Genomic DNA, 21,509 nt, shown 5'->3' on the forward strand with positions numbered 1-21,509 from the left:
TGCGGTTGGAGCAGCTTTGAGATCATTGCAGAAGACGATTTCGCCGTTGGCGCAGCCACGCCTTGACGGTGGCGGCGTCTTCCAGACCTTCGGCCATGTCGTAGGCCCTGAGTGCAGATGCCGTGTCGCCCAGTCGGGTCGCCACTTCGGCCATGACCGCCCACCAGGGCTGATAGAGGCGCATCCGGTCCTCGCCCAGGTCGTCCAGTACCTGTTTGGCGGCCCGGGTTTCCCCGGCCTGAGCCAGGGCCGCGGCATATCCCGTCCAGGCGCCGAAACTGGGGTGCAGTGAAACCAGCGCCCGGTAAAGCGGCAGCACTGCCGATCGCGCCACACCGCGCTGTCGGGCCGAGATGTGGGCGCTCTGGATGGCGGCCTCCAACTGATACCGCCCCAACGTGAGGTTGCGGCTGGCCAAGTCCAGGGTCGCCTCCGCCTGGGCTATCAGGCCGCGGTCCCACAGCGTTACGTCCTGTTCGTCCATTGGAACATAGGCTCCATCGGCAGCGAACCGTGCGACTGCGCGCGCGTCGGAGAAGCGGATCAGGGCCAGCAAACCCAGGGCTTCGGGTTCGCCAGGACTGAGATCGACGCATAGCTGTGCCAGGTAGGCGGCTTCGCCTGCCAGGCCGCGCGTGTCAGAATCTGGTGTCGTCGTCCACGCGCTGGTATAGGCGGCATAGATGGCCTGGAGTACGCTGTCGAGACGCTGTGGCAAGGCCTCGCGTTCCGGGATTTCAAAGGCGAGGGTTGCGGCGGCAATTTTGGCCTTCACCCGGACAAGGCGCTGGCTCATGGCGGAGGGCGAGACGACGAAGGCGTCGGCAATGCTTCGCGAGTCCAGCCCCAGCACAGTTTGCAGCATTAGGGGCGCGTGCATCGAGGCTTCGATGTCGGGATGGGCACAGACGAACATCAACTTCAGCCTGTTGTCGGGAAATTGCCAGGTCACGGCATCCTCCGCTTCGGTCAAGGTGTGGCGAAGGTCAACCGCGAAAGCATCGGATACCTTGCGCTGTCGCAGGCGGTCGAATATTCGCCGCTTTGCAGTCGCCAGCAGCCAGGCATCGGGATGCTCGGGAACCCCCTCGGTTGGCCACCGCCACAAGGCCGCGGCGAAGGCGTCCTGGAGAGCATCCTCCGCTGCCGCAAGATCCCGGAAACCCGCCGCCAACCAGGCCAGTAAGCGGCCATAGTGGCGACGGGCTATGGCTTCGACGGTAGGCACTCAGTCGGCCTGGGGCGGCGGCGGCAAAACCGGACGTACCTCGACCGTACCGCCCTTGGTGATGGGACAACGTTTGGCCCAGGCGATGGCGTCGTCGAGGCTGTCGACCTCGATCACGAAAAAGCCCCCAAGAAGCTCACGCGCGTCAGGAAACGGGCCATCCTGGACGGTTTTGGATGCGCCGTCGAACACGACCCGCGTAGCGGTTGAGGGCAATTCCAGTCCGGCCCCGCCGGCAAAAATGCCGCTTTCGGCAATAGCGCGCGAATAGGCCATCCAGCCGCCCCAGTATTCGCCCGCCCGGGCATTGTTCCGGTCTTCAAAGCCTTCGTGAGTTTCAGAAATCATAAGTGCAAACTGCATGGTTTTGTAACTTTCTAGAGTGAGGTTAGCGAACAAAAGCGCAATCCCATAAAGTGTGCAGCACTTTTCGGAAAAATTGCGCGACAAAACAAAAAACTAGAGCGGGGTATTGAGTCCATCAAAACGCATCCCGCACTAATAGGCGCCCGTCATGTCGGCATTTTGCGTCGGGTTGGGCGCGGTGCGATGGATTTGGATCGAGCCCGTCAAGACTGCCGGCGCTTGACCCGCCAGGGTTTGCGCGGCGGCCAGGTCATCGGTCTCAATGATGAAGTATCCGCCCAAGATCTTGTTTCCATCAAGATACGTGCCCTTGTGCCAGCCGGACTGATCGAGCGTCGTTACATCGGTTGCGTCCAGGGCCGTGCCGCCGCGCAGCGCTCCGGCTTGCATGAGGCTGGCGGCAAATTGGTTATAACCTGCCCAATAGGCTTTCCCGGCGTCGCTGCGGTCATTACGCAAGGCAAACTGGCTCGGGGCTTCGTAAATGAAAAGCGTGAAAGTTTCGGCCTGGGCCGATCCAGCCAGGAGGGCTAGGCTGACGACGCCAGCCAAGGTCTTGAGAGTCGAAAAAACCATGAGATAAGTCCTTTTGTAGCCACCGGATCCAGCGTCCGGTCGACCACAGACGTTTCAAGGCGACTCAAACATACAGCTGGTTCAAAATAATTTTGAAAAGTTTTGCCGTTTTCGCGATCGACGCATTTCAGCGGGGGGAGGCAAAAGTGTCACACGCCTTGCTGTATACACATCCGTAAAGGCCTGACAGGTTTGCTGGTTGACAGGTCCGCCGCAGGGCTGGTTAACATTTCAGGTCCTTGGAGCGTTGCCAGCGTGACCGGGCAGGCACGTGTTTTTCCTACGAAAGTCCGACATGATCCCCAATATGCCTGAGTTGCCCGACCTGTCCGAGGTTCCTGCCATGGCGCGTTCGCTGCTGGCGCAATGGGATCAGCCGCCAGCCGGGCCGGAAGACATCGGCTCGCCCTTATTGTGGACGTTGTTTGGGGCTTTCGTCGTCATCGCCCTGATCATCGACTTCTCGGCCATGAAAAGGCAGGGCGCCCACAAGGTGTCCCTGGCCGAGGCCGCCCTTTGGTCGTTCATCTGGATTGCGGCCAGTATGGCCTTCATGGTCTTCCTGTGGTGGCGGATGGGCGGCGGCAGTGGCGACGCGGCCCTGGAAGCCTTTGCCCAGCATAAGGCCCTGGAATTCCTAACCGGCTATCTGGTGGAAAAGGCCCTGGCGGTCGACAACATTTTCGTTTTCCTGATGCTGTTTACCTATTTCGCTGTCCCGGCCGAGTTCCAGAAGCGCGCCTTAATGATCGGAATCCTGGCGGCCCTGGTGCTGCGCGGCGCCCTGATCCTGGTCGGGGCCTGGCTGATCAATGAATTCCACTGGGTCCTGTATGTTTTCGGCGCCTTCCTGGTCTTTACCGGCTTCAAGATGTGGGCCGCCGCTGGCAAGGAGGCCGATCTCGACTCCAATCCGGCGTTGAACTGGGTGCGCAAAAGCTTTGCCATTTCGCCGACTTACGACGGCGAAAAGTTCTTCACCCGTGTCGACCGCAAGACCATGGCGACGCCGCTGCTGGTCGTGGTGCTGCTGATCGGTATTGTCGATGTCGTGTTCGCCGTCGATTCCATCCCGGCCATTTTCGCCATCACCACCGACCCGTTTATCGTCTTGACGTCGAATGTCATGGCCATCCTGGGCCTGCGAGCGATGTATTTCCTTCTGGCCGGGGTGCATGAACGCTTCCACCTGCTGCCCTACGGCCTGGCCCTGGTGCTGGTGCTGATCGGCGCCAAGATGCTGCTGATCGACCTCTACAAGATCCCGATCCAGTGGTCTTTGGGTGCTACGGCGGTGATCCTGACATTTACGGTCCTTCTGTCGCTGATGATCAAGCCGAAAAGTTCGAAGCCGCATGGCGCCTTCCCGTTCAATGCCAAGAAGGATACACCGGACGATCAGGCGAAGACTTAGAATATGATGGGCACCGCTTCCGAATGGCACGATGCCTACGCAGCGCTGCTGGAGGGTGAGATCGAGGCCTTGGCCTGGTTGCCGATCCCGGCGGATACACCGGACGTGGTCGCTAATCTGGGATCGCCGTCGTTCGTTTTTTCCGGCGCGGTTTTGCTTGCGCCTGCCTGTGGTACCGAGTTGTACCTGACCTGGAAACAGCAAGACCATCAATACCGTTTGATGGCCAATAATCGACTCGATTGGTTGCCGAACAGCCTGGACCGTATCCGATGCACCTTCGACGGTCCGTGGAAAGCTATCCAGGGTGGCAGGTTGGCCGAGGTTCGGCTGTTCCAGGCGCCGGGCTTGGACGATATTCTACAGATCGTCGGCGTCCGGCACACCATTGTTCACGAACACGGCGAAGCTTGGTTTTGGGTGGGTTGCGGCGACGCCGACGACCTCGGCGATCGCGACGATCTGTGGGTGGGCGTTAACGTCGAACCCGGCAACCTGGCCGACCTGGTCGAAATCCCGATCTGATCAGGCGAAGACGTAGACTTTCGTCGGTAGCAGGCTGACCGTGTCGCCCACATGAAGGTCACTGGCTTCGGAATCGTGGGCGTGCTGTGTTTCGAACACCTGGCCGTCAGCCGTTTGCAACTCCAGGCGCAGGTTGGCACCGGCCGGCAGGACCGACAGCACCTTGACGGCAAAGCCCGGACCGGAACGGCTGATCTGGGTGTCGAACGGCCGGAAGCGCGCGGTGACAGCGCCATCCGAAGCGCCCTTGACGATGGCCGTAGCGGTGAAGCCGCCGAAGTCGATCGTGCCGCCGAGCAGCGTGCCCGGCGCCTGATTATTGGCGCCTAAGAACTCGAACACAAAGGCCGACTTTGGTTCGCGGTACAGTTCCAGCGGAGCGCCGATCTGCTCGATACGCCCCTCTTTCAAAACCACCACGCGGTCGGCAAGATCGAGCGCCTCCTCCTGGTCGTGGGTGACGAAAACCGTGGTGACACCGGTCTCATCGTGGATGCGGCGCAGCCAGCGGCGCAGGTCCTTGCGGACCAGGGCATCGAGGGCGCCGAAAGGCTCATCGAGCAGCAGGATGCGCGGCTCGATCGCCAAGGCCCGCGCCAGGGCCACACGCTGGCGTTGGCCACCGGACAACTGGGCAGGAAAGCGCTTGCCGTACTCTTCGAGCTGGATCAGCTTCAGCAGGCTTTCGACCTTCGCCTTGATCTGGGCCTTGGTCTTGCGCTCGCCGGCCGGCCGCACCGTAAGCCCGAAAGCGATGTTCTCGGCGACTGTCATGTGGCGGAACAGGGCGTAGGACTGGAACACCATGCCGATGCGGCGTTCGCGGGCGTTCAGCGACAGGAAATTCTCGCCGTCGAAGGCAATGGCGCCGGAATCGGGCTGATCCAGGCCGGCCAGCAGCCGCAATAGGGTTGTCTTGCCCGAACCCGAAGGACCCAAAAGCGCCAGGAATTCTCCTGGTTCGGCTTCGAAGGTGACGTCCGACAGGGCTGCGAACTTGGTGAAGGTCTTGGTGATGTTCGAAACAGTTAGCGACATTAATGCCTCCGGTTGGCGGCCAGCTCATCGGCAAAGCGCCATTCCAGCACGGATTTCAGAATAAGGGTGACAATGGCCAGACCGGCCAGGATGGAGGCGCAGGCAAAGGCCGCGACGGCTTCGTATTGATTGTACAGGATCTCGATCTGCAGCGGCAGGGTATTGGTCTGGCCGCGGATATGGCCGGAGACAACGCTCACGGCACCGAATTCGCCCATGGCGCGGGCGGTGCACAGCAGGACGCCGTACACCAGCGCCCATTTGATATTGGGCAGGGTGATGCGGAAGAAAATATCCCAGCCACGCGCCCCCAGCGTCCTGGCGGCAACTTCCTCGTCCGTGCCCTGGTCATTCATCAGCGGAATCAGTTCGCGTGCCACGAAGGGCAGGGTGACCAGGACCGTGGCGAGGACCAGGCCGGGCAGGGCGAAGACAATGTGGATGTCGTTCAAGCGCAGCCAGGCGCCGAACCAGCCTTGCGCCCCGAACAAAAGCATCCAGACCAGGCCGGCAATGACCGGCGAAATGGTAAAGGGCAGGTCGATAATGGTCAGCAGCAGGCCCTTGCCCTTGAATTCGAAGCGCGTGATACACCACGCGGCGGCGATGCCGAAAACCGCATTGAGCGGCACAGCAATGGCGGCGACCAGCAGAGTCAGCTGGATGGCAGCGATGGTGTCAGGTTCGGTCACGGCAGCAAGGAAGGGAGCAGCGCCTTCCTTTGAGGCCTCGACCAGGACAGTGACCAAGGGCAGAAGAATGATAAGAGCCAGCCAAAAGACGGCGACCAGGCTTAGACCGACGGCGGCGGGCGTCTTTGGTGCTTCAGCGGGACGGGCTCTCACGCGCGGCCTCGCTTGAACAGCCAGATTTGCAAGGCGTTGATGATGGCCAGGATAACCAGCGAACACAGCAGCATGATCATTCCGACCGAAGCGGCGCCGGCATAGTCGTATTCCTGCAGCTTGATAATGATCAATTGCGGAGTGATCTCCGAAACATAGGGCATGTTGCCGGCAATGAAAATGACCGAGCCGTATTCACCGACGGCGCGCGCCATGGCCAGGGAAAACCCTGTCAGCAGCGCCGGCGCCAGACCCGGCAGGATAACACGGATGGCGGTCTGCCACGGCGAAGCGCCCAAGGTCAGGGCGGCTTCCTCGACCTCGGCATCGAAGTCGGCCAGGACCGGTTGGACGCTGCGGACCACAAACGGAAGTCCGACAAAGACCAGGGCGACGAATATGCCAAGCGGCGTATAGGCGACCTTGATACCCAGCGGCGCCAGAAGGCTGCCGACCCAGCCATTGGTGGCATAGAGGGTACACAGAGCAATGCCGGCGACAGCGGTTGGCAGGGCGAACGGCAGGTCGACGAAAGCGTCGAGGATGTTCACGCCGGGGAATTTGTAGCGCGTCAGGACCCAGGCGATGATCAGGCCGACAAACAGGTTCAGGGTGGCGGCGGCGGCGGCTGTGACAAAGCTGAGGCGCAGCGAGGCCAGAACGCGGCCGTCGGTAACGACAGACCAGAAGCCGTCCCAGCCGTGTTCCCACGGCCGCGCGGCCAGGGCGGCCAGGGGGATCAACACGATCAGAGACACGTAGGCGATGGTGAAGCCCAGCGACATCTTGAAGCCCGGCAGCACGCGATTGGTGTGCAGGCTGGGGTGGGGTGGGGTAAAATTCTCGGGCGTGCCGTTGGTCGGCTGCGCGGCGGTGGATGCGGTCATGACGGCCTATACAGGTCGAAGTCGTTGTACGTCGTGGTCGTTGAGGACCATGGCAGGAATTGCCGCACCCGTGTCGGTTCCAAAGGCGACCAACCTGGTGTAGTTTCGCCTATAGCGTAGCTTCGCGCCAAGGTCATATCAGAAATTCTGCGCGCTTTCATCAGCGGGCCTGACTCACCGTCCCAACTTGCTGTGACGGGTGCGTGATCAGCGGATATGCGGGGCGACCCGTGTCTCTAATGACCTGGCTCAAAGCCTGGCACCCCGACACCGCGTGGCAATTGCTGCCCCTGCTAGTCCGCAAGGGCACGAAAAAGGAAAGGCCGTTTATGGTCTTGGACGGCCGGCGCCGGCTTCTGGGTTTCCGGAGTCTGCAGGAACAGGGTCTGATAACCGAAGACCTCGTCATATCTGCGGAACTTTGCGAGACTCAGGAGGCGATAGCTGCCGCCCCGGTTACCGCCGATGGTGCGCGGCTTCCAGTTGGCCCTGCCGACAAGATCCTGGCGATCCGGGCCATGGCCGAAAAGAAATTCTCGGACGACAAGATCGCACGCGGTCTGTGTATGGATCTGGTCGAGGTCAAGAAATTCCACGTTGTCTCGCGCGCCCACCTGGATGCCATCATGGCATTCAAGACCAAATTCATCGACTTCAATACCCTAAAATGGTCGCCCGTATTCCAACGCTCGCCGAGCAGGAAGCCGTCATCAAACAGGGCCGGCAGTACGGTCACCTCAGTGCATGCCAGGTTCGTGATTATCTTGATCAGGAAAGCCTGTCGGTCGCCTCGTCGATAATGAAGATCGTAGGCGTGGATGCCTATGTCGCAGCGGCGGGCAGGGTATCTTCCGACCTGCTGAATGAGTTGCCGGACATGTGCCTGGATACCCCGGTTGCCGCCTCGCTTTGGGCCGAAAGGCTTCAGCCGCTTAGGCAGGTGTTCGAAGGGCTCGGTATTACGACGCTTATCAACCCTGATGAGGACGCAGAGTTTCCGGGAGAGTTCGGTGACCCGGGGTACCGCTACAGCCGCAGCAAGGAGGAGCGTAAAGCTCTTGCCGAGGCCCAGGCCAGATTGGCCACGGCCCGCGAAGCATTGCCGCCGGTGCCGGAGAGTGGTGCGTTCGATGTGGCTAATCTTGAGCCGTTCTGCCGGGCGTTGTTCGACCAGGAAGTTGCCCGCCTGGCGCCGATGCCTGTCAGGGCTGTATTGATCGTTCCGGGAGACAGAACCCTGCTGGAATTCAAGTTTGCCACCTATGTCGAAGACCTCAGCGCCTGGGAGGAGTCCAAGTGCGTTGCGATCGATGCGGCACCCAAGGCCGAGCCCCGCGCCTTTGACACCGTTCCGGAACACAAGATCCAGATCGACACCGAAGGCGAGAGCAATGCCTTCCACCGTCTGGCGACCGAAATGGCTGTCCGTGGCCTCCAGTGTTCCTTGGCCAGTTCGTTCTCAGCGGCGCTCAAACTCCAGGTCTGCAGCATGTTTGAAAAGGTAGTTCTCTCGCAGCAGGGCAACTACATCGACGACCGCGACCTGAAGGTCAGCTACACGCACAATATCCAGTCCGCAAACTACGGCGCTGTGGAGGGTCTGGACCAAAACCTGGTTCAGCGCCTGCTGGAATTCAAGGACGCCTACGTCGCGACGCTACTTCATGAATATGGCCATGCGACAGTCGCAAAGCATCGTCTCGACCGGTTTGCCGTTCATGAAAGCCGGGAGGACTAAGCTCGGGAGGAACTCGTAGCAGAGCTGACCTCGCATCTTACCTCACTTCACTTGAGTATTTACCCATCGCAGTCGGTCTTTCAGGACCATATCGCCTATCTTGGCTATTGGGCGGCTCTGCTGAAAGATCGGCCGAACGAGTTGCTCAAAGCAGCCGGCAAGGCACATCTGGCGTGTGACATGATCCTCAAATGCCGCCATGCCCAATTTGCTTCTGAAGCGTTGCCAGAGATGGCTCTTGCCGGGTGATCCGTGAGCAGGCTGAAGATCCGGCCGTTTGTCGAAGGCTGCATCATATGGGCGGGTGCACATGGCGGACGACCTTGGTAAAAGGGCGGCTTGACGCCGCCCTTTCGCTTTTGGCCAAAAACGACGGAGAAGAACCTCGCGGGATCTTTTCCATTAACCGCCGACGCGGGCTCTCACACCTCAGACGGCGCAGTTGGCTTATGGGCGCGGCCCTGCCAAGTCAGGACCGTGCCAAGCCGTGCTTTGGCCGAGGCTTTTGTTCAGTGGCTTGGATTTTCGAACCCACTTTCTCATCGTTGCAACAACAACTGGACGGGACCGGCGAAACATGCTGGACGGCCCCCGGCCGGTACCTTGTCAGCGGTGACCGCTATTCGTCTCCTTCGCGCCCAAGGGAGACATCCACACGTGCGAGGACGAAAGTTGCTTTGGTCGCCTCCTCGCCTCCTTCTGTAAACATAATTTTGGCATATCGCGAAACCCTTGGCAGGAGGCTTCCTTTCCACCACGCCTGAGCGCAAATCAACAAGATTACGCCTGACAGCGAACACCGGCGACGTTCGCTGACTTTCCTGCGGCTCGCCGTGCTTCGCTTTGCATTTTCAAATTAGGTTCGGCTTTGGCGAGGCGAACGGAATGATGCCGTCCACGAGCGCCACTCACTTTTGGCCTGTCGGCGCAACGCAAATGTTCGGTGCAACATCAATATGTTTCAACTCAATATTTTTCTAAAACCCTCAAGAACTGTGCAAGCTAATGATGACAGGCGCGCTGACAATATTGACAAGGCCAGAGGCACCCTCCACGTCGACCTTGAACCTGTAGTAGATAAGATTGTTTTCGACATCGTAGACGGGAAGCGCCTCCGGCAGGTCCATTGATAGCGAGAGCGCGTTGGACACCACTGTTCCGACGAGCAGCCAGTTACCCTGCGCGTTCATACGGAAAACATAATATTTGCCGTTATGCACGGTTCTATTCCATGCCAAATGCACAAGCTTATAGCCGTCTTGCGCAGGGGATAGGCTGACAACCGGCGTTGGAGCCTCCGGGTTGACGACGTCGATGATGGAGGTTTGCAAAATACGCGTGGGTTCGGAAACAACCAGCGTCATTACGACTGCCTGTGTCTTGTCCTCGTAAGTCACCTTTCTTGTCCAGGCGAGACGGTAAAACAAGTCGTCGCCGTACGGAGGATAGCCGTCGACGGCAATGTCATCGGCAAAATCGTCGAATACAATTACGGTGTCATCTGTATTTACGGTGCCATCTGCATTCGCGCCTAGACTTGCCACGGGGACATCCTTGACGAGTTGCATAGTCCGAAGGCTTTGTGCGTCGCCGTGGTTCTTGCTGCGGTAGATGCGTAAGGTTTCCATGGGATCAACGGCCCTGGGCGCCAAGATTGCGAAGGTGACCTGAGGGTTGGTCCCGCTTGCAGGTTCGAACGGAATAAAGCGGATTTTGCGCAGAACTGGCGCGGCCGGCGGGGTCAGATTGACGAGTTTGACCGGCGGTGAAATGACGCTGAAATTACCCAACAGCATTCGGTTGCCGATTTCGCGAGCGGTATAGAAATAGAGCGTTTTGGCGTTCATTGATCCATCGAGCGTAAAGTCAGTGAACTGAAAGCTGTTGGCGATCGCATTGGCGTCATTGGAGCTCGGCCGCTTAGCCATCGGCGCGAGGTCGAATCCGGGCTTGCCCGGAGCCAACAAATCGCCATTGGCATCGCGAAAGACCTGTGGACCATTATGAGGCACATAGGACGAGTCCTGCCTTATCTGACTGTAGAACAGCGGTTGCTCGGTCAGGGGAACGAAAGCCCGGAAGAGGGCCGCTTGGATGGATGCGGTATCGGCGGCCCCGTTTGTCACGAAGGCGCTTTCCGCGTCAGGCATGGGGAAGATGTAACCAGTCGTGTCCGGCAAGGGTGGAAAGGCCGTGAGGGAATCTGTCCCCGTAATGAAGTCGAAAAGGTTTTTGAATCGATCTCGCACCCAGACGTCACCGCCGTCAGGAAATACGACGGCGCGAACGAGATCAAGCGTACTGCTGTTCGTGACCGCATCCTTGGTATTCGAATAAAGCGCGCCCAGGATACTGAGTGCGTCAGCTCGATAGACAACTGCCGCGAAGGGTTCATGCTCAAACGTCAACGACATGGTGTAGCTCGCGACGCCCCGACTGTCCGGCGGCGTTGCGTAGTTGGGCCCTGACGGCTGCCGCGGCCGCATCGGCGCGATGACTTCCAACGCCGTAACCAACTGCGGCACGCCGATGTTCGAGCAATAGGCGTGGCTCGTCGTGTCAAGCGTCGTGCTGTCCTTCGACCTTAGACCCAGAAGCGTTGTCCGAGAACCTTCTCCAGTAGCGGGAAGCAGGCTGTTCTTATCGAAAGCCGCCGCCGTTTCGGCTTTGAGATAGACCTTGTATCCAGGATAGTAGTTGACCAGGATCGACGTCGATGGATCGGTCAAGATATGATCGGCTTCACCGCTGTCATCAATGACGTGCAAGACCAGGTAGCCTGACGCGTCGGTCGCGATCTGGAGGACCTTCAGGGACCGTCGGTCGTCGAGGTCGCGACCGAAGACCGACGCACGGGCGTGGCCTTTCCACCAGCTTACGGGATTTGGTTCACCGGCTTGAGGGTGTGGATCCAACTTGAACGTCGTAAAGCTTATCGTATAGTGCGGCGGCGTTGTTGGCACGAGTGACGGCGCGATGATTGCCTGCTCCCAGATGCCCCTAAGGTAACGAGTGACACTGGAATTGTCGGAACGCGTGAAATCTTCTGTATAGTACGACCAGCCAGTGCCACCGATCTGAACCTTGGCGGTAAGGGGATTTGGGCTGTTAGTCGTTGTGAAACCCCAGCTCGATGCCGACGCCATATTTTCTATGGCCATCATCAGGTCGCCGGGCGCAGCGGCGACCGGAACATTCTGCCTGATAAGCGTATTGACGCCACTGTTATTGATTGCCCCCGACGTGACATCCTTGCGGACGATGAACACTGGGTTGGCGTCCGAATTCGGGTCGGGCCATTGGATATCCTCAATGACCAGTCTTTGCCCGCCAGCGACCACGACTCCGCCAATAAAATTGCTCTTCAGGGCAGCAGATAGGGCGGGCGAAGCGGTTTGACCGTTCGAGTAGGTATACGGAACACAAGCCAGGCTCGCCTGTCCGGCATCGGCTAGTGTACCCACGACACCTACCGCGCCGTTGACATTGCGCGGAAGGTTCTGCCGATGGACAAACTCGATCGTGTCGGCGAAAACGTGCGTCGCCCCGTCATTGAAGCCATAAGCGTCATCGTGCGCCATGCCATAGTTGAAGCAGACCCTGACAAGCGACGCATCGCCTGCCTGGACGAGTGGCGGGAGCAGGTCCTGTTCGTCCGATGTTGTCAGGGTCAGCACCGCTTCGGCCTGAATGAACTGGGTCTGGATATCAGTCGGCGGCAGCAGGGTGTTGCGCCGTTTGAAGACGGTCGTATCTGTGGCCTGGACAGGGCTTAGGTTCGATGGACGCGAAAACACGTTGACGCCGAAGACGGCATATTCGTGAATACCTGCTTCCGTTTCGGCATGGATGAATGCCCGGTCAAACTGCGCTCCCGGAAAAGGCGTGGTCAGGATTTCGAACTGTGCCGGGTTCGACGTGTCCTTGTAAGTTGGATCATGGGCGATTTCCGGCTTCCGCCAGACGGCTTCACCCTGTTTGCGGTATTCAACGCCATAGGTGACCGGAAGACTTGCCATTGACAGGTCGAAATTGAAGGACGGCTGAAAAAACGACTGGCCCGGCGTGTAGAGCGGTACGCAACCAGGATTCAGGCGAATGAAACGTACCGTGCCGTCCGGAGTATAACCCGCGGAGTCGGTCAGGGCGTACGGCACGCCTGACCCGGTCGGAACGGTGAGGCCGTAACCGACGGAGTCGAGGTCGGGTACCAGGGGCAATCGGCTCTGGCTCAAATTTGTCGGCAGGCCAATATATAGGTGTTGGACGGGGCGCGGCCCCTTCCCGTCGCCCAAGTCAGCGACGGTTCTGTATTCGGCCATGTGAACATAGTCATTACCGGCTACGATCTGGTCATCGACGTAACCAAGGCCCAGCATCCGAGCCACGTGATAGTCAAGCGACGCGAGCTGGAGAAGTTCCAGATAGCTGAGCGTGATCAACCCATTATCGGGATCGTTGCTGACAACGGACCGATTGGCCATTGGGTCCGACTGACTCAGTTGCAAATAGATTTGCACGGCCGCGCCGAGGCCGTCCGTTGGAGTCGTCCAACGATCCTTGTAGTTGTCGACTTTGACGAAGGCGCCGTCATTGAATTTGCGCCACAGACCATCGACTTGAAAACGGGAAGGGTCCTCAAGGCGTTTGAACGCTTCATTCTGAACCGTGGTCAATGCGAAGCGGCCCAATTGCGTCCAAGCCGAGCGCGCATCGATATCGGCGAGAACGTCGTCGTAGATCGTGAAGGCAAACGAAGAGGCCAGACCCGACGTTGCACGCACGCGGATGGCACGTATGTTTTCGGCAAAAAGCCTTACCGTCGGTCCATCAGTTGCCGTCAAGGTGCGCCGGGACGACACAGTCCGCGGCGCACTCGGACGGTTTTCGCCGACCGAGTGCGTTTCGATGTCGATAGATTGCGATCCAAAACCCTGTATCGTGACATCGCAGGCGATGGCGATAGAATTGCGTAGTTCGATTTCAAGCGGTTGGCTGCCATAGGCCGCGAGGAAGCTCGTAAAATTGGTCATCGGGTCGGACGTTGTGCTCGCGGCATCGAACGCGGCCTGATCGAGAAAACGGACGCCGAAGACCTGGGCATTGGCGCCGGGGCCGGCGCAGAAGAAGACTGTCGGATTGGACGTGTCGACATAGCTCGGGTTGGCGGTCATCAGGTCAAGCGTGAGCTTGGGTAGGACGCTCGGCCATTTGGCGCGATAAAGGGTGACGAAGTCATCAGGACGATTGAAGCCGCTGACAACCGTCGCATTGTTTCCCTGTGGCAGATGGTTTGACAACGCGCCCGTTAGGAACCATCGGAGGAGAATACCGTGTGAAGCCTCCGTGCCGTCCGAGCCCGCCGTCCGGAGATTGAGATCCGGGGATTGAAGCTTGCGCTCACCCTTTCGTTCCAAACTCACGCCGCATAAGGAAGCCGTTTTTGCAAAGTCGGATTGAACCGCCACATTGACATTCACAATTTCTGCGTGAAAAGGCGCGGTCTTGATCTCCTTCGTTGTTCCAGGGCGAAGGTCGATCGGTGATATTGATGGAATCATCTTCGTGTGTGTCGGCAACTCAAGATTCACTGTCCGGCAACATTCAAGCGCACTGTCTGTTGCTAACATCCAGGAGTCGGAGTGGTCCGTCTTGCTGTATGTCGACCCAGCCGCCTGAACCGTCTGGTCGATCGACACCCGAAGATCAAGAACCGACGCTGCCTGGTCGAACTGGAAGCCGATCCGGATCTTAGCGACATAGGACTGCCCCCAATAGCCCGTGAGAGCTGAACCTAGGTAGGTGTCGCCCGCTGGAGTTACTCGCAGGGCCGTCGCCGAATTAAATGCCGAGAGCGGAAGCGCGGCGCTGAAGATGAAAAAATCATTTCCACAACTTTGCAGGCTGATGGGCTGAACTGCAGGGTCAGCAAGGGAAAAGACATTACCCTCCATGCCCTCACTAACCCCGTCGAATGGGAGCACGGCCAAAAGCGTGCCGCGTCCGCCAACCCAGTCGGTGCCTATGCAACCCGACACCAAAAACTCAAACGGATAGTCTGTTGAAAGTCCTGTCCGCAGGGAAAAGCCGGGACCATCTGACTCCGAGTTCACGGACCATAGCGCCTTGGTCGCCAGATCGGCGGCAAGGAAAAGGACCATGCCGGAATTTCCAAGCGCCTGGTAGTCGATAACATCGGATGCAGATGCCCAGGGACTTGGAGCTGGACATGAAGCTGACTGGTAATCGCCGACAATGACGTAACCATCGCCCTTGACGAAGATATCGTACATCCGCGCCCACGCGTCCGGCAATTCAAACCGGCCGGCGCGCTTCTGAACACCCGAGCCATCGAGCAGGATCAACTCGGCCTGCTGGGCGACCCCCTTGTTGCCGGCGAGCGCGTACCAGAAAACAACAAGATAACGTTCCGTCTTTCCGGGTCCGCGTATTACACGCCCCCAACTGGACCATCCCTTGGGTGACAGACGCTTCGACCATAATACGACACCACCTGCGTCGATGCGCAGAAGGACGAAACCAGAATAGCGCATGTCGTCCGGGCTCGGGCCGACTCCGCCCAAAAGCAGAAAATCGCCTTTATCCGTAACGACGCCGTCGACAAAAACAAACGGAAACTGGAGCTTATAAGTCTTTGACGTCAGAAGCACGCCATCCTGACCAAGCCAGGACACCAGGCCGGCCCCCGCCTTGCCGCCAATCGCCAGCCACCGTGCCTTGCCCTTGCCGACCTTCTTACCACCCACCTGCAAGATCTTGCGGAATCGGCTGCTCGTCGTGAACTTGTAGGTTTTGGCAAAAGTCACGGCAGGGTTCCTCAGGGTTTGTCGAAGGGACCGCACATCGCGGTTTCGCTTTGGAAGTCGTTTCCTGCCCACGCCTGAATGGCAAATAGGACCGAGACGTTCTGAGTGGGGAAAGCGCCTTGATCTGTCATGACGAAGGCCTGGCAACGATCACGCGAATAAAGGACGTGGATGGCGACGTCGTCGTCACCCGAACGCAGCGACAGGCATCCGGAAGCCGGCAGATGCGCGTGCAACAGCGGTTCCGGACTACGTATCCAAAGCCCGTAGGGGGTCGACGGAGACACGCCGGTGTTGGAGAGGAAATTGAATTCCAACGACATGACTGGTCCGGGCGGCAGCAATTGCAGGTGGCCAAAAATCAGGTGGTCGAAGACATCGGCATAGGCTTGCGTGTCGTTACTGACTCCTAGCGCAAGGATGTCGCGCGCGGTGCTCAGCAATGTCGCTTCGCTAGCGGCGTTCGCCAAATTGTGATCGACGGCAAAAACGGCCAGACGGGAATCCGCTCCCTCACCAAGCTTATAGCTGGCAATGTGGGTGGCGAAATCAGGGTAGATGGACGTCTTGAAGGGATAGCGGCCGGTTTCGCTGGCCAAATCGCTTTGGAGGTTACGGTTCAACACGACGGCCGTATAGAGCTTGCCAGGCTTAAGATCGCCCATGGCGACCTTGAGCGACTGGCGCCTTGGGGCGATTGGATCTCCACCGATCGTCAGACACGCGGTCGCGTTTTCGCCGGCATCCGGCACCGGCGCACGAAAGGCGTTTACTGCGGTGATTTCTGGCGTCTGGAAAGGTAGGCTGTCATACCAGCTTTGGGTCCCCAGTGAGGGTGTTGACTGGAATGGCGCCTGATTGGCCGCCACAGCTGGGAGTTGCGGGTCTCGCGGGGGTACTTGGGCCGGGTCCTTGACGACCAGTTCGAGGTTGTAACGGCAGGCCGGGCCGCCGAGATCGGTCCAGATGGTGAAGAAATGGTAAGCGTAGGGCGGGCTAAGGGCCAGCCTCAAGATCACCGCTTTGTAATAGAGGGGTTTGCTGTAGAGCAAATCACCACCCGGATCAGGATAAGAAGAACTGCCGTCGGCATAGAACCTGAAGGCGCGCTCTGGCACTTCGGGACGACCATCGTCTCTTACTGCGTCGAGCGAACTCGGGGTGTCCATGGCGACGCCGTCGAAATGGCCGAGCGGGCCGCTCGTGCGGAAATGAACGCAGTATACCTGTGGCGCTGAGAGCGTGGTCACGTTGTATTCGTCGGTGACGGCGTCTGTTGTCTTAAGCGTTATGCGATAAGTCTGATTCGGCTGCCAGATCGGCGCGATGACTCCGGAGATGGCGTCACGCATGCGCGTATAATCGGCGGCAATCGCGTCGATATCCGGCAGGGTCTGGTTCCAAGCGTAATCGCTTTGCGTCAGCCAGCAGACTTCATGAACAAACGTACCGCACTGCCAGTCCGCCGGGAACATGTTTGCGTCGCCGGGGGCCATTTGGCGAATGTAGTCGATCTGCGCCTGGAAGTTTACCTTCGTACCTTTCAGATTTGCGATGTCGGTTGCGAGCGCAGCACACTGCGCCGCCGTCATGCCGCGGGCTTTGCCAAAGGAAAACACGGAGGATATGCGTTTGAAAATTCCGGCAAAAAATCCCTGGGTGTGCCCCTTTGACCCGGTTTCGCCGCCGGAGTGGTCGGGCAACGGGCAAGATTTCGTATATTTCGCCTCAGCCGCCGTCAGTTGCTTGTCGACGATCCCGAGTTGGTGCACAAGATTTTCGAGATGGCTTCCAAAATCGCCGTGCGGAGCGCACGCCTTGTTGTGCAGGGCCATCCATTGGCCGACCAAAGTGCTGATATCGGCGGCGATTGACGGCCTTTGTGCCGAACTGGCCCTTATGAAGTCGTCCTGCCGCAAAACGATCTTGTCGATCAGTGCCTGCTGTCCCTGGGTGTCCGGCGCTGGTGTTTCGAGCACGACGCGATCGATCGGCACAGACGGATCATCATAGATGACCGGACCGCCAATTAGGGCGTTGCGCGACTTCACCAATGGAGCGCCGACATCTTCGTACACCGGTGGAATCCATGGGAGATTAGCGACGCCGGGTACCGCCTTGACGCGCTGCCAACGTATCGTCACCTGAGGCGCCGTGGTCGTGATCGTCAGCTTGCAATAGACGCTGGGCGAGATAAGCCGGAATGTCGCCGTTCCCTCGGGCGCAATCCCCAGCGATACAGGATCGAAGCCTGGGAGGGACAGCGGCACCGCCGCCACGCGGTCGCCTTCGACCCGATAAAGTATGTTGCCATGCTGATAATCGAATCCTGTCAACAGCCCCTGCGGCACGGTCCAGGTCAGGCACTGGTTCTCGCGCGCGCGCGCGACGCAATAGGTCGAGCGGGCGGTCATTCCCATCTCTTCAGGGACAAATCCGACCGCATCCTGCATCCAACTGAACGGCGTGAGGGCGAGGAATCGGATCTGGCTATAGCCGGGGTCCTGTTTCTGCCAAACGCCGATCGGCATGTTATCGATCTGGGCTTGAGTCAGGTCCGGCAAGGCGGCCGCTGGCGCCAGGGCCCGATAGGGATTGTAGCTAAGCCAGCCTGTGCCGGCCAGGTTACGAATATGAATCTCGACGCTTTGCAGCGCATAGGCATGCGTAACTACGCGAGAACCATATTGCGGGGGCATGCGTTCAACTTGGCCCGACGGCGGGCTGGTGTACCCACCGATGTTCGTGACAAGCGAGGCGGCGACCGGCTTCTTGAACTTGACATCGATATAGGTGTCAAGCGGGATCGAAGGCGTATTTGCCGGCAGAACAAAATTTGGGTCGTTGTTGAAGACGACCTCGTAGGTGGATCCGGACCGCATATGCACGCCTACCGCCGGAAGCGGATCGCTGGGTTTCCCAAGTACGGGGACCGGATCGCGGAGCACAGTGGTCGATTGCTCCCACTTGAAGTCCAGGGTCAAGCACTTCGTGTATTTCTTGACCACAAGATCCACGCTGACGCAAATCTCAACCGAACCAGCGATCAGGAACGGCGTTGGCACCTCGACGGTCAAGACGGCAGCCAGCTCGATATAGAGGCCTAGCTTGAATAGCCTGACGTCGATGTGGCCACCCAACGCCACGCCTCCCCCGGCCTGAAAACGTTCGAAGGCTATGTGCGCCCAGGTGTCAAGATAGGCATAGGCCGACAGGCTGACCGGTCCATAGGTCTTGTCGAAGTTGAAATGAACCCCCGCACCCATGTCCATGCCACTCGCTGAGAGCATGAGATAGGCGTAGCCATCGAAGAGGTTGAGAACACGCGCCTTGACGGGCGAGTCATTGGTGCCGAAGTGGACGTACCATGCCGACGCATTGTGGAAAAAGAACGCGGCCTGCATGACCGCGTCGAGCTTCAGCACCTTGCCGTTGTCACGCGGGATCAGGTAGTTGACACCCAACCCCATCTCGACCGATTCCGGGGACAGCGTCATATAGGCGTAAAACGGCGGATCATCGTCGATAGAAACGTGATGGTCAGCCAGGACGTCGGCGCGGCCTTCAAGGACGACAAGAAGCGGGTTCTGGACCAATAGGAAGAGCTGGGCGGAAAAAGTCTTTCCCTTGTCCGCCATGGTTTCAAGGCCCATGCCGATGCCGACGGAGAAAGGATTGTCCGTGCCGACGGCTACTTCCGGTCCTGCGAACTTGTCTTCGTTGATGCCCCTTGGAGGAGCCAGCAGATAGTCGCCCCAGGTTGCATCGCTCGGAAGCGTCGGTATCTTGGATTTCGAGGCAATATAGCGGTAGCCAAACTCGCCCCTGAAACTGTAGATGCCGAGCGAGGTCGACCCGAGCGGCAAGGCCTTCGGAAGCTCAAGCTGGACGTCGACGACCCAGGCCGGATAGCTTGTGTCGTACTTCATTTTCGCGCCGCCGACGATCTTGCCACTCAGCAGCTTGAACGACACGGAGCCGATGTAAACGGGATCCTTCAGGGCCAAGTAGCCCTTGAGGACGAGGACCTCATCCCCGCCCGCAGCCGTGGCCGGGATGACCATGTCGATCTCAAGGCCTTCGATACGCATGAAACAGTGCTGCGGCTGTCCTGTGGCATGGTCGTCAACGGTAAAGTAGAACTTGATGCCGTCGCCGCGGCCGCCGCACCGGCCAGGGTCCATGCTGATCGCCGCGTCAAATCCGAAATACCAATATTTGCGCATGGTATTTCCGTGCACTTGCTCGTGCGTGCCGAAATGCAGCGCGGTGATGGCAATCCGTGCAGGGCCGATTGCGATCACCACGCTTTCGGGCAGAGTAATATCGCCCCCCCTGATCTCCATACTGCCGTCGGAATGAAACAGCAGGCCTTCAACGGCAATGGGCGCCTTGATGAAGGACGAGAGCACGCTGTTGATACTGAAATCGAGATCGCCGCTGGTCTCGATATAAACGCGATCGTCGTCCCGGCCGACCTTGATCTTTTTCGCCTTGAAGATGAAGACGTTGGGGAAGATAAAATCGTAGCCGTCGTCCTTGCTGGCGGTAACTTCGAACTCGCCGTCCTTGCCCAGGTGCATCTCGATGTCGATGACCTGATCGGCTCCGCTGGGACTATTTGTCGTCTTGAAGCCCGCGACGATGAGGCTACCCTTGATATTGCTTTCCAACAGGATGTTCTGCTGAAACGTCATGTCAAAGTATGAAAAGCCAACCGTAAACCCCCTGCGCGGTTCACTTGTTGTCTGTCGGCCGAGCGTGAAGGTCAGGGCAGCGCCATCGGGCGGCGGGCTGGTCGCGGCCGGGTCCGGCAGCCCCGCCGTCAGTGCCTCAAGACGGACCGTCCCGGTAAAGCCGCCGGTGCCGATAATCAGGCCGCGGCCGACGATGCCGAGCGTCGTGTCAACTGGGGTCTGGTGGAACCACTTTTCCGGCAGCCCGATGACGGCATTGCCGACATAAACCCCCATGAAATCCGCCGGCCGGCCGTCGGCATCAGCCTCGGCGATGTTGGACGTACGGCTGAGGTCGATCTTGATGTCATCGAAATCGAGCGTCAGCCCGAAGCCGGGGATCATCGAGCGGGTCAGGCTGGCCTCGACGTCCTCGGCGATATGGATGGCGAAGCCGGTGGCGCTGTCGTAGGCGATGCCGCCGGCGGTGAAGGTCAGGCGCGACTTCGGTGGTTCTGGGGGCGGATTTTGCGGTGGATTTTGGGGCGGATTTTCGAGAGGCACGTTGTTGGCGTCGATCGGCACCAGGACGGTGCGCGGCACCTCGATTGCCATCTTGACGCTGTTCAGCCCCAGCGAGAACTGCGGCAGCAGCAGGGCCTCGATATCGTCGCGGGTGATGCCGCCCAGCCAGCCCCGGAACAGCATCACCAGCTTGGCGATGCTGCCATCGAGGTCGTTCAGGTCCTCGATGACGGTTTCGAAGGCGGCCTGGAAGATATCGATGTCGGTCTGGGCGGTCTGGCTGATCGTCTCGACCTGCTGGAGAATATATTCGATCTCGCTATAGCCGACCGGCGGATTGGCGAGGGTCAGGCCGGCCAGTGGCGAGGCGCCTCCCTGCCAGCCTTTCAGCAGGTTGACCAGCGCCGCGTAGGGCTGCGGATCGTCGATGAAGCAGGCGACCACGCCTTCCAGGAACTGTGCCTCGTCGATGTCAGCCAGTTTGAGGAAGATATCGAAAAACCCCTGGGCGCTGCCGGAAAAGCTCAGGGTCTCGAAATCGGACACGTATTTCAGGATGGGCCAGCGGTAGTCGAAAGAGACTGGCAATTCGGAATCGTCATCGGTTTCGTCACTGCTCTCGTCGTCGGCCGGAAAGAAGATGATCCTTAATCCGGAGCCGAACACGTCGAAGCCCAGTTCGGGGGTCAGCAGGACGAGGCTGTAGAATTTCCCGTCGTTCTCCGGCGTCGTTTCGACGACCAGCTCGCGGTAGCGCACGCTGGAAAGCACTTGATCGACGGCATTCTCCAGCCCTGTGATGTCGCCGGGAATGACGTCGGCGTCGATCAGTAGCGACAGGGGCGGATACTGGGGCATAACCTG

At 59.1% G+C, this 21,509-nt stretch carries 12 protein-coding genes and 1 pseudogene; 4 read left to right on the plus strand and 9 right to left on the minus strand.

The window, feature by feature from the left end:
* Window positions 1-22 precede the first annotated feature (22 nt).
* From ABAC402_RS29425 to ABAC402_RS29435, 3 genes are all read right to left on the minus strand, one after another.
* The gene (locus tag ABAC402_RS29425; protein ID WP_023449332.1) at window positions 23-1,228 is read right to left on the minus strand and encodes an RNA polymerase sigma factor; all 1,206 of its coding nucleotides are present in this window, start codon (window positions 1,226-1,228) and stop codon (window positions 23-25) included.
* Window positions 1,229-1,591 (minus strand): YciI family protein, encoded by a 363-nt coding sequence (locus ABAC402_RS29430; RefSeq protein WP_023449333.1) that lies wholly within the window; start codon window positions 1,589-1,591, stop codon window positions 1,229-1,231.
* A 135-nt stretch (window positions 1,592-1,726) separates the two neighbouring features.
* Entirely contained in the window at window positions 1,727-2,170 is a 444-nt protein-coding gene (locus ABAC402_RS29435) for a YciI family protein (protein WP_023449334.1), read from the minus strand.
* 295 nt (window positions 2,171-2,465) lie between these two features.
* Here ABAC402_RS29435 and ABAC402_RS29440 point away from each other — a divergent pair, with 295 nt between their 5' ends.
* Entirely contained in the window at window positions 2,466-3,584 is a 1,119-nt protein-coding gene (locus ABAC402_RS29440) for a TerC family protein (RefSeq protein ID WP_023449335.1), read from the plus strand.
* 3 nt (window positions 3,585-3,587) lie between these two features.
* Window positions 3,588-4,109, plus strand: coding sequence for a hypothetical protein (locus ABAC402_RS29445; protein ID WP_023449336.1), 522 nt, complete (start codon window positions 3,588-3,590; stop codon window positions 4,107-4,109).
* Here ABAC402_RS29445 and ABAC402_RS29450 read toward each other — a convergent pair whose 3' ends face one another.
* From ABAC402_RS29450 to ABAC402_RS0120055, 4 genes are all read right to left on the minus strand, one after another.
* Entirely contained in the window at window positions 4,110-5,147 is a 1,038-nt protein-coding gene (locus ABAC402_RS29450; RefSeq protein ID WP_023449337.1) for a sulfate/molybdate ABC transporter ATP-binding protein, read from the minus strand.
* Window positions 5,147-5,992: a sulfate ABC transporter permease subunit CysW gene (cysW, locus tag ABAC402_RS29455; RefSeq protein ID WP_023449338.1), complete on the minus strand. Its 846-nt coding sequence runs from the start codon at window positions 5,990-5,992 to the stop codon at window positions 5,147-5,149. The genes ABAC402_RS29450 and cysW overlap by 1 nt, the downstream gene beginning before the upstream one ends.
* Complete coding sequence (gene cysT, locus ABAC402_RS29460) at window positions 5,989-6,879, minus strand: sulfate ABC transporter permease subunit CysT (RefSeq protein WP_023449339.1); 891 nt, start codon at window positions 6,877-6,879, stop codon at window positions 5,989-5,991. Before cysT ends, cysW begins: the two co-directional genes overlap by 4 nt.
* Window positions 6,880-7,172: 293 nt before the next feature.
* Window positions 7,173-7,475 (minus strand): hypothetical protein, encoded by a 303-nt coding sequence (locus tag ABAC402_RS0120055; RefSeq protein WP_031235515.1) that lies wholly within the window; start codon window positions 7,473-7,475, stop codon window positions 7,173-7,175.
* Window positions 7,476-7,546: 71 nt separating this feature from the next.
* Here ABAC402_RS0120055 and ABAC402_RS29465 point away from each other — a divergent pair, with 71 nt between their 5' ends.
* Entirely contained in the window at window positions 7,547-8,617 is a 1,071-nt protein-coding gene (locus tag ABAC402_RS29465) for a hypothetical protein (protein WP_031235516.1), read from the plus strand.
* Between the two features lie 12 nt (window positions 8,618-8,629).
* Window positions 8,630-8,866, plus strand: a pseudogene (locus tag ABAC402_RS41230) (hypothetical protein); the annotation flags it as partial.
* Window positions 8,867-9,603: 737 nt separating this feature from the next.
* Here ABAC402_RS41230 and ABAC402_RS29470 read toward each other — a convergent pair.
* Both ABAC402_RS29470 and ABAC402_RS29475 read right to left on the minus strand, forming a co-directional pair.
* Window positions 9,604-15,444 (minus strand): hypothetical protein, encoded by a 5,841-nt coding sequence (locus tag ABAC402_RS29470; protein ID WP_023449343.1) that lies wholly within the window; start codon window positions 15,442-15,444, stop codon window positions 9,604-9,606.
* Window positions 15,445-15,455: 11 nt separating this feature from the next.
* The gene (locus ABAC402_RS29475) at window positions 15,456-21,503 is read right to left on the minus strand and encodes a hypothetical protein (protein ID WP_023449344.1); all 6,048 of its coding nucleotides are present in this window, start codon (window positions 21,501-21,503) and stop codon (window positions 15,456-15,458) included.
* Window positions 21,504-21,509: the final 6 nt, after the last annotated feature.

The organism is Asticcacaulis sp. AC402 (assembly GCF_000495835.1).
In the GTDB taxonomy this organism is placed as follows: Bacteria; Pseudomonadota; Alphaproteobacteria; order Caulobacterales; family Caulobacteraceae; genus Asticcacaulis.

Coding starts and splice junctions, on each gene's coding strand:
- ABAC402_RS29435 (WP_023449334.1), bottom strand. CDS start 2,170: ATGGTTTTTTCGACTCTCAAGACCTTGGCTGGCGTCGTCAGCCTAGCC.
- ABAC402_RS29450 (WP_023449337.1), bottom strand. CDS start 5,147: ATGTCGCTAACTGTTTCGAACATCACCAAGACCTTCACCAAGTTCGCA.
- ABAC402_RS29465 (WP_031235516.1), top strand. CDS start 7,547: ATGGTCGCCCGTATTCCAACGCTCGCCGAGCAGGAAGCCGTCATCAAA.
- ABAC402_RS29430 (WP_023449333.1), bottom strand. CDS start 1,591: ATGCAGTTTGCACTTATGATTTCTGAAACTCACGAAGGCTTTGAAGAC.
- ABAC402_RS29440 (WP_023449335.1), top strand. CDS start 2,466: ATGATCCCCAATATGCCTGAGTTGCCCGACCTGTCCGAGGTTCCTGCC.
- ABAC402_RS29475 (WP_023449344.1), bottom strand. CDS start 21,503: ATGCCCCAGTATCCGCCCCTGTCGCTACTGATCGACGCCGACGTCATT.
- cysT (WP_023449339.1), bottom strand. CDS start 6,879: ATGACCGCATCCACCGCCGCGCAGCCGACCAACGGCACGCCCGAGAAT.
- ABAC402_RS29445 (WP_023449336.1), top strand. CDS start 3,588: ATGATGGGCACCGCTTCCGAATGGCACGATGCCTACGCAGCGCTGCTG.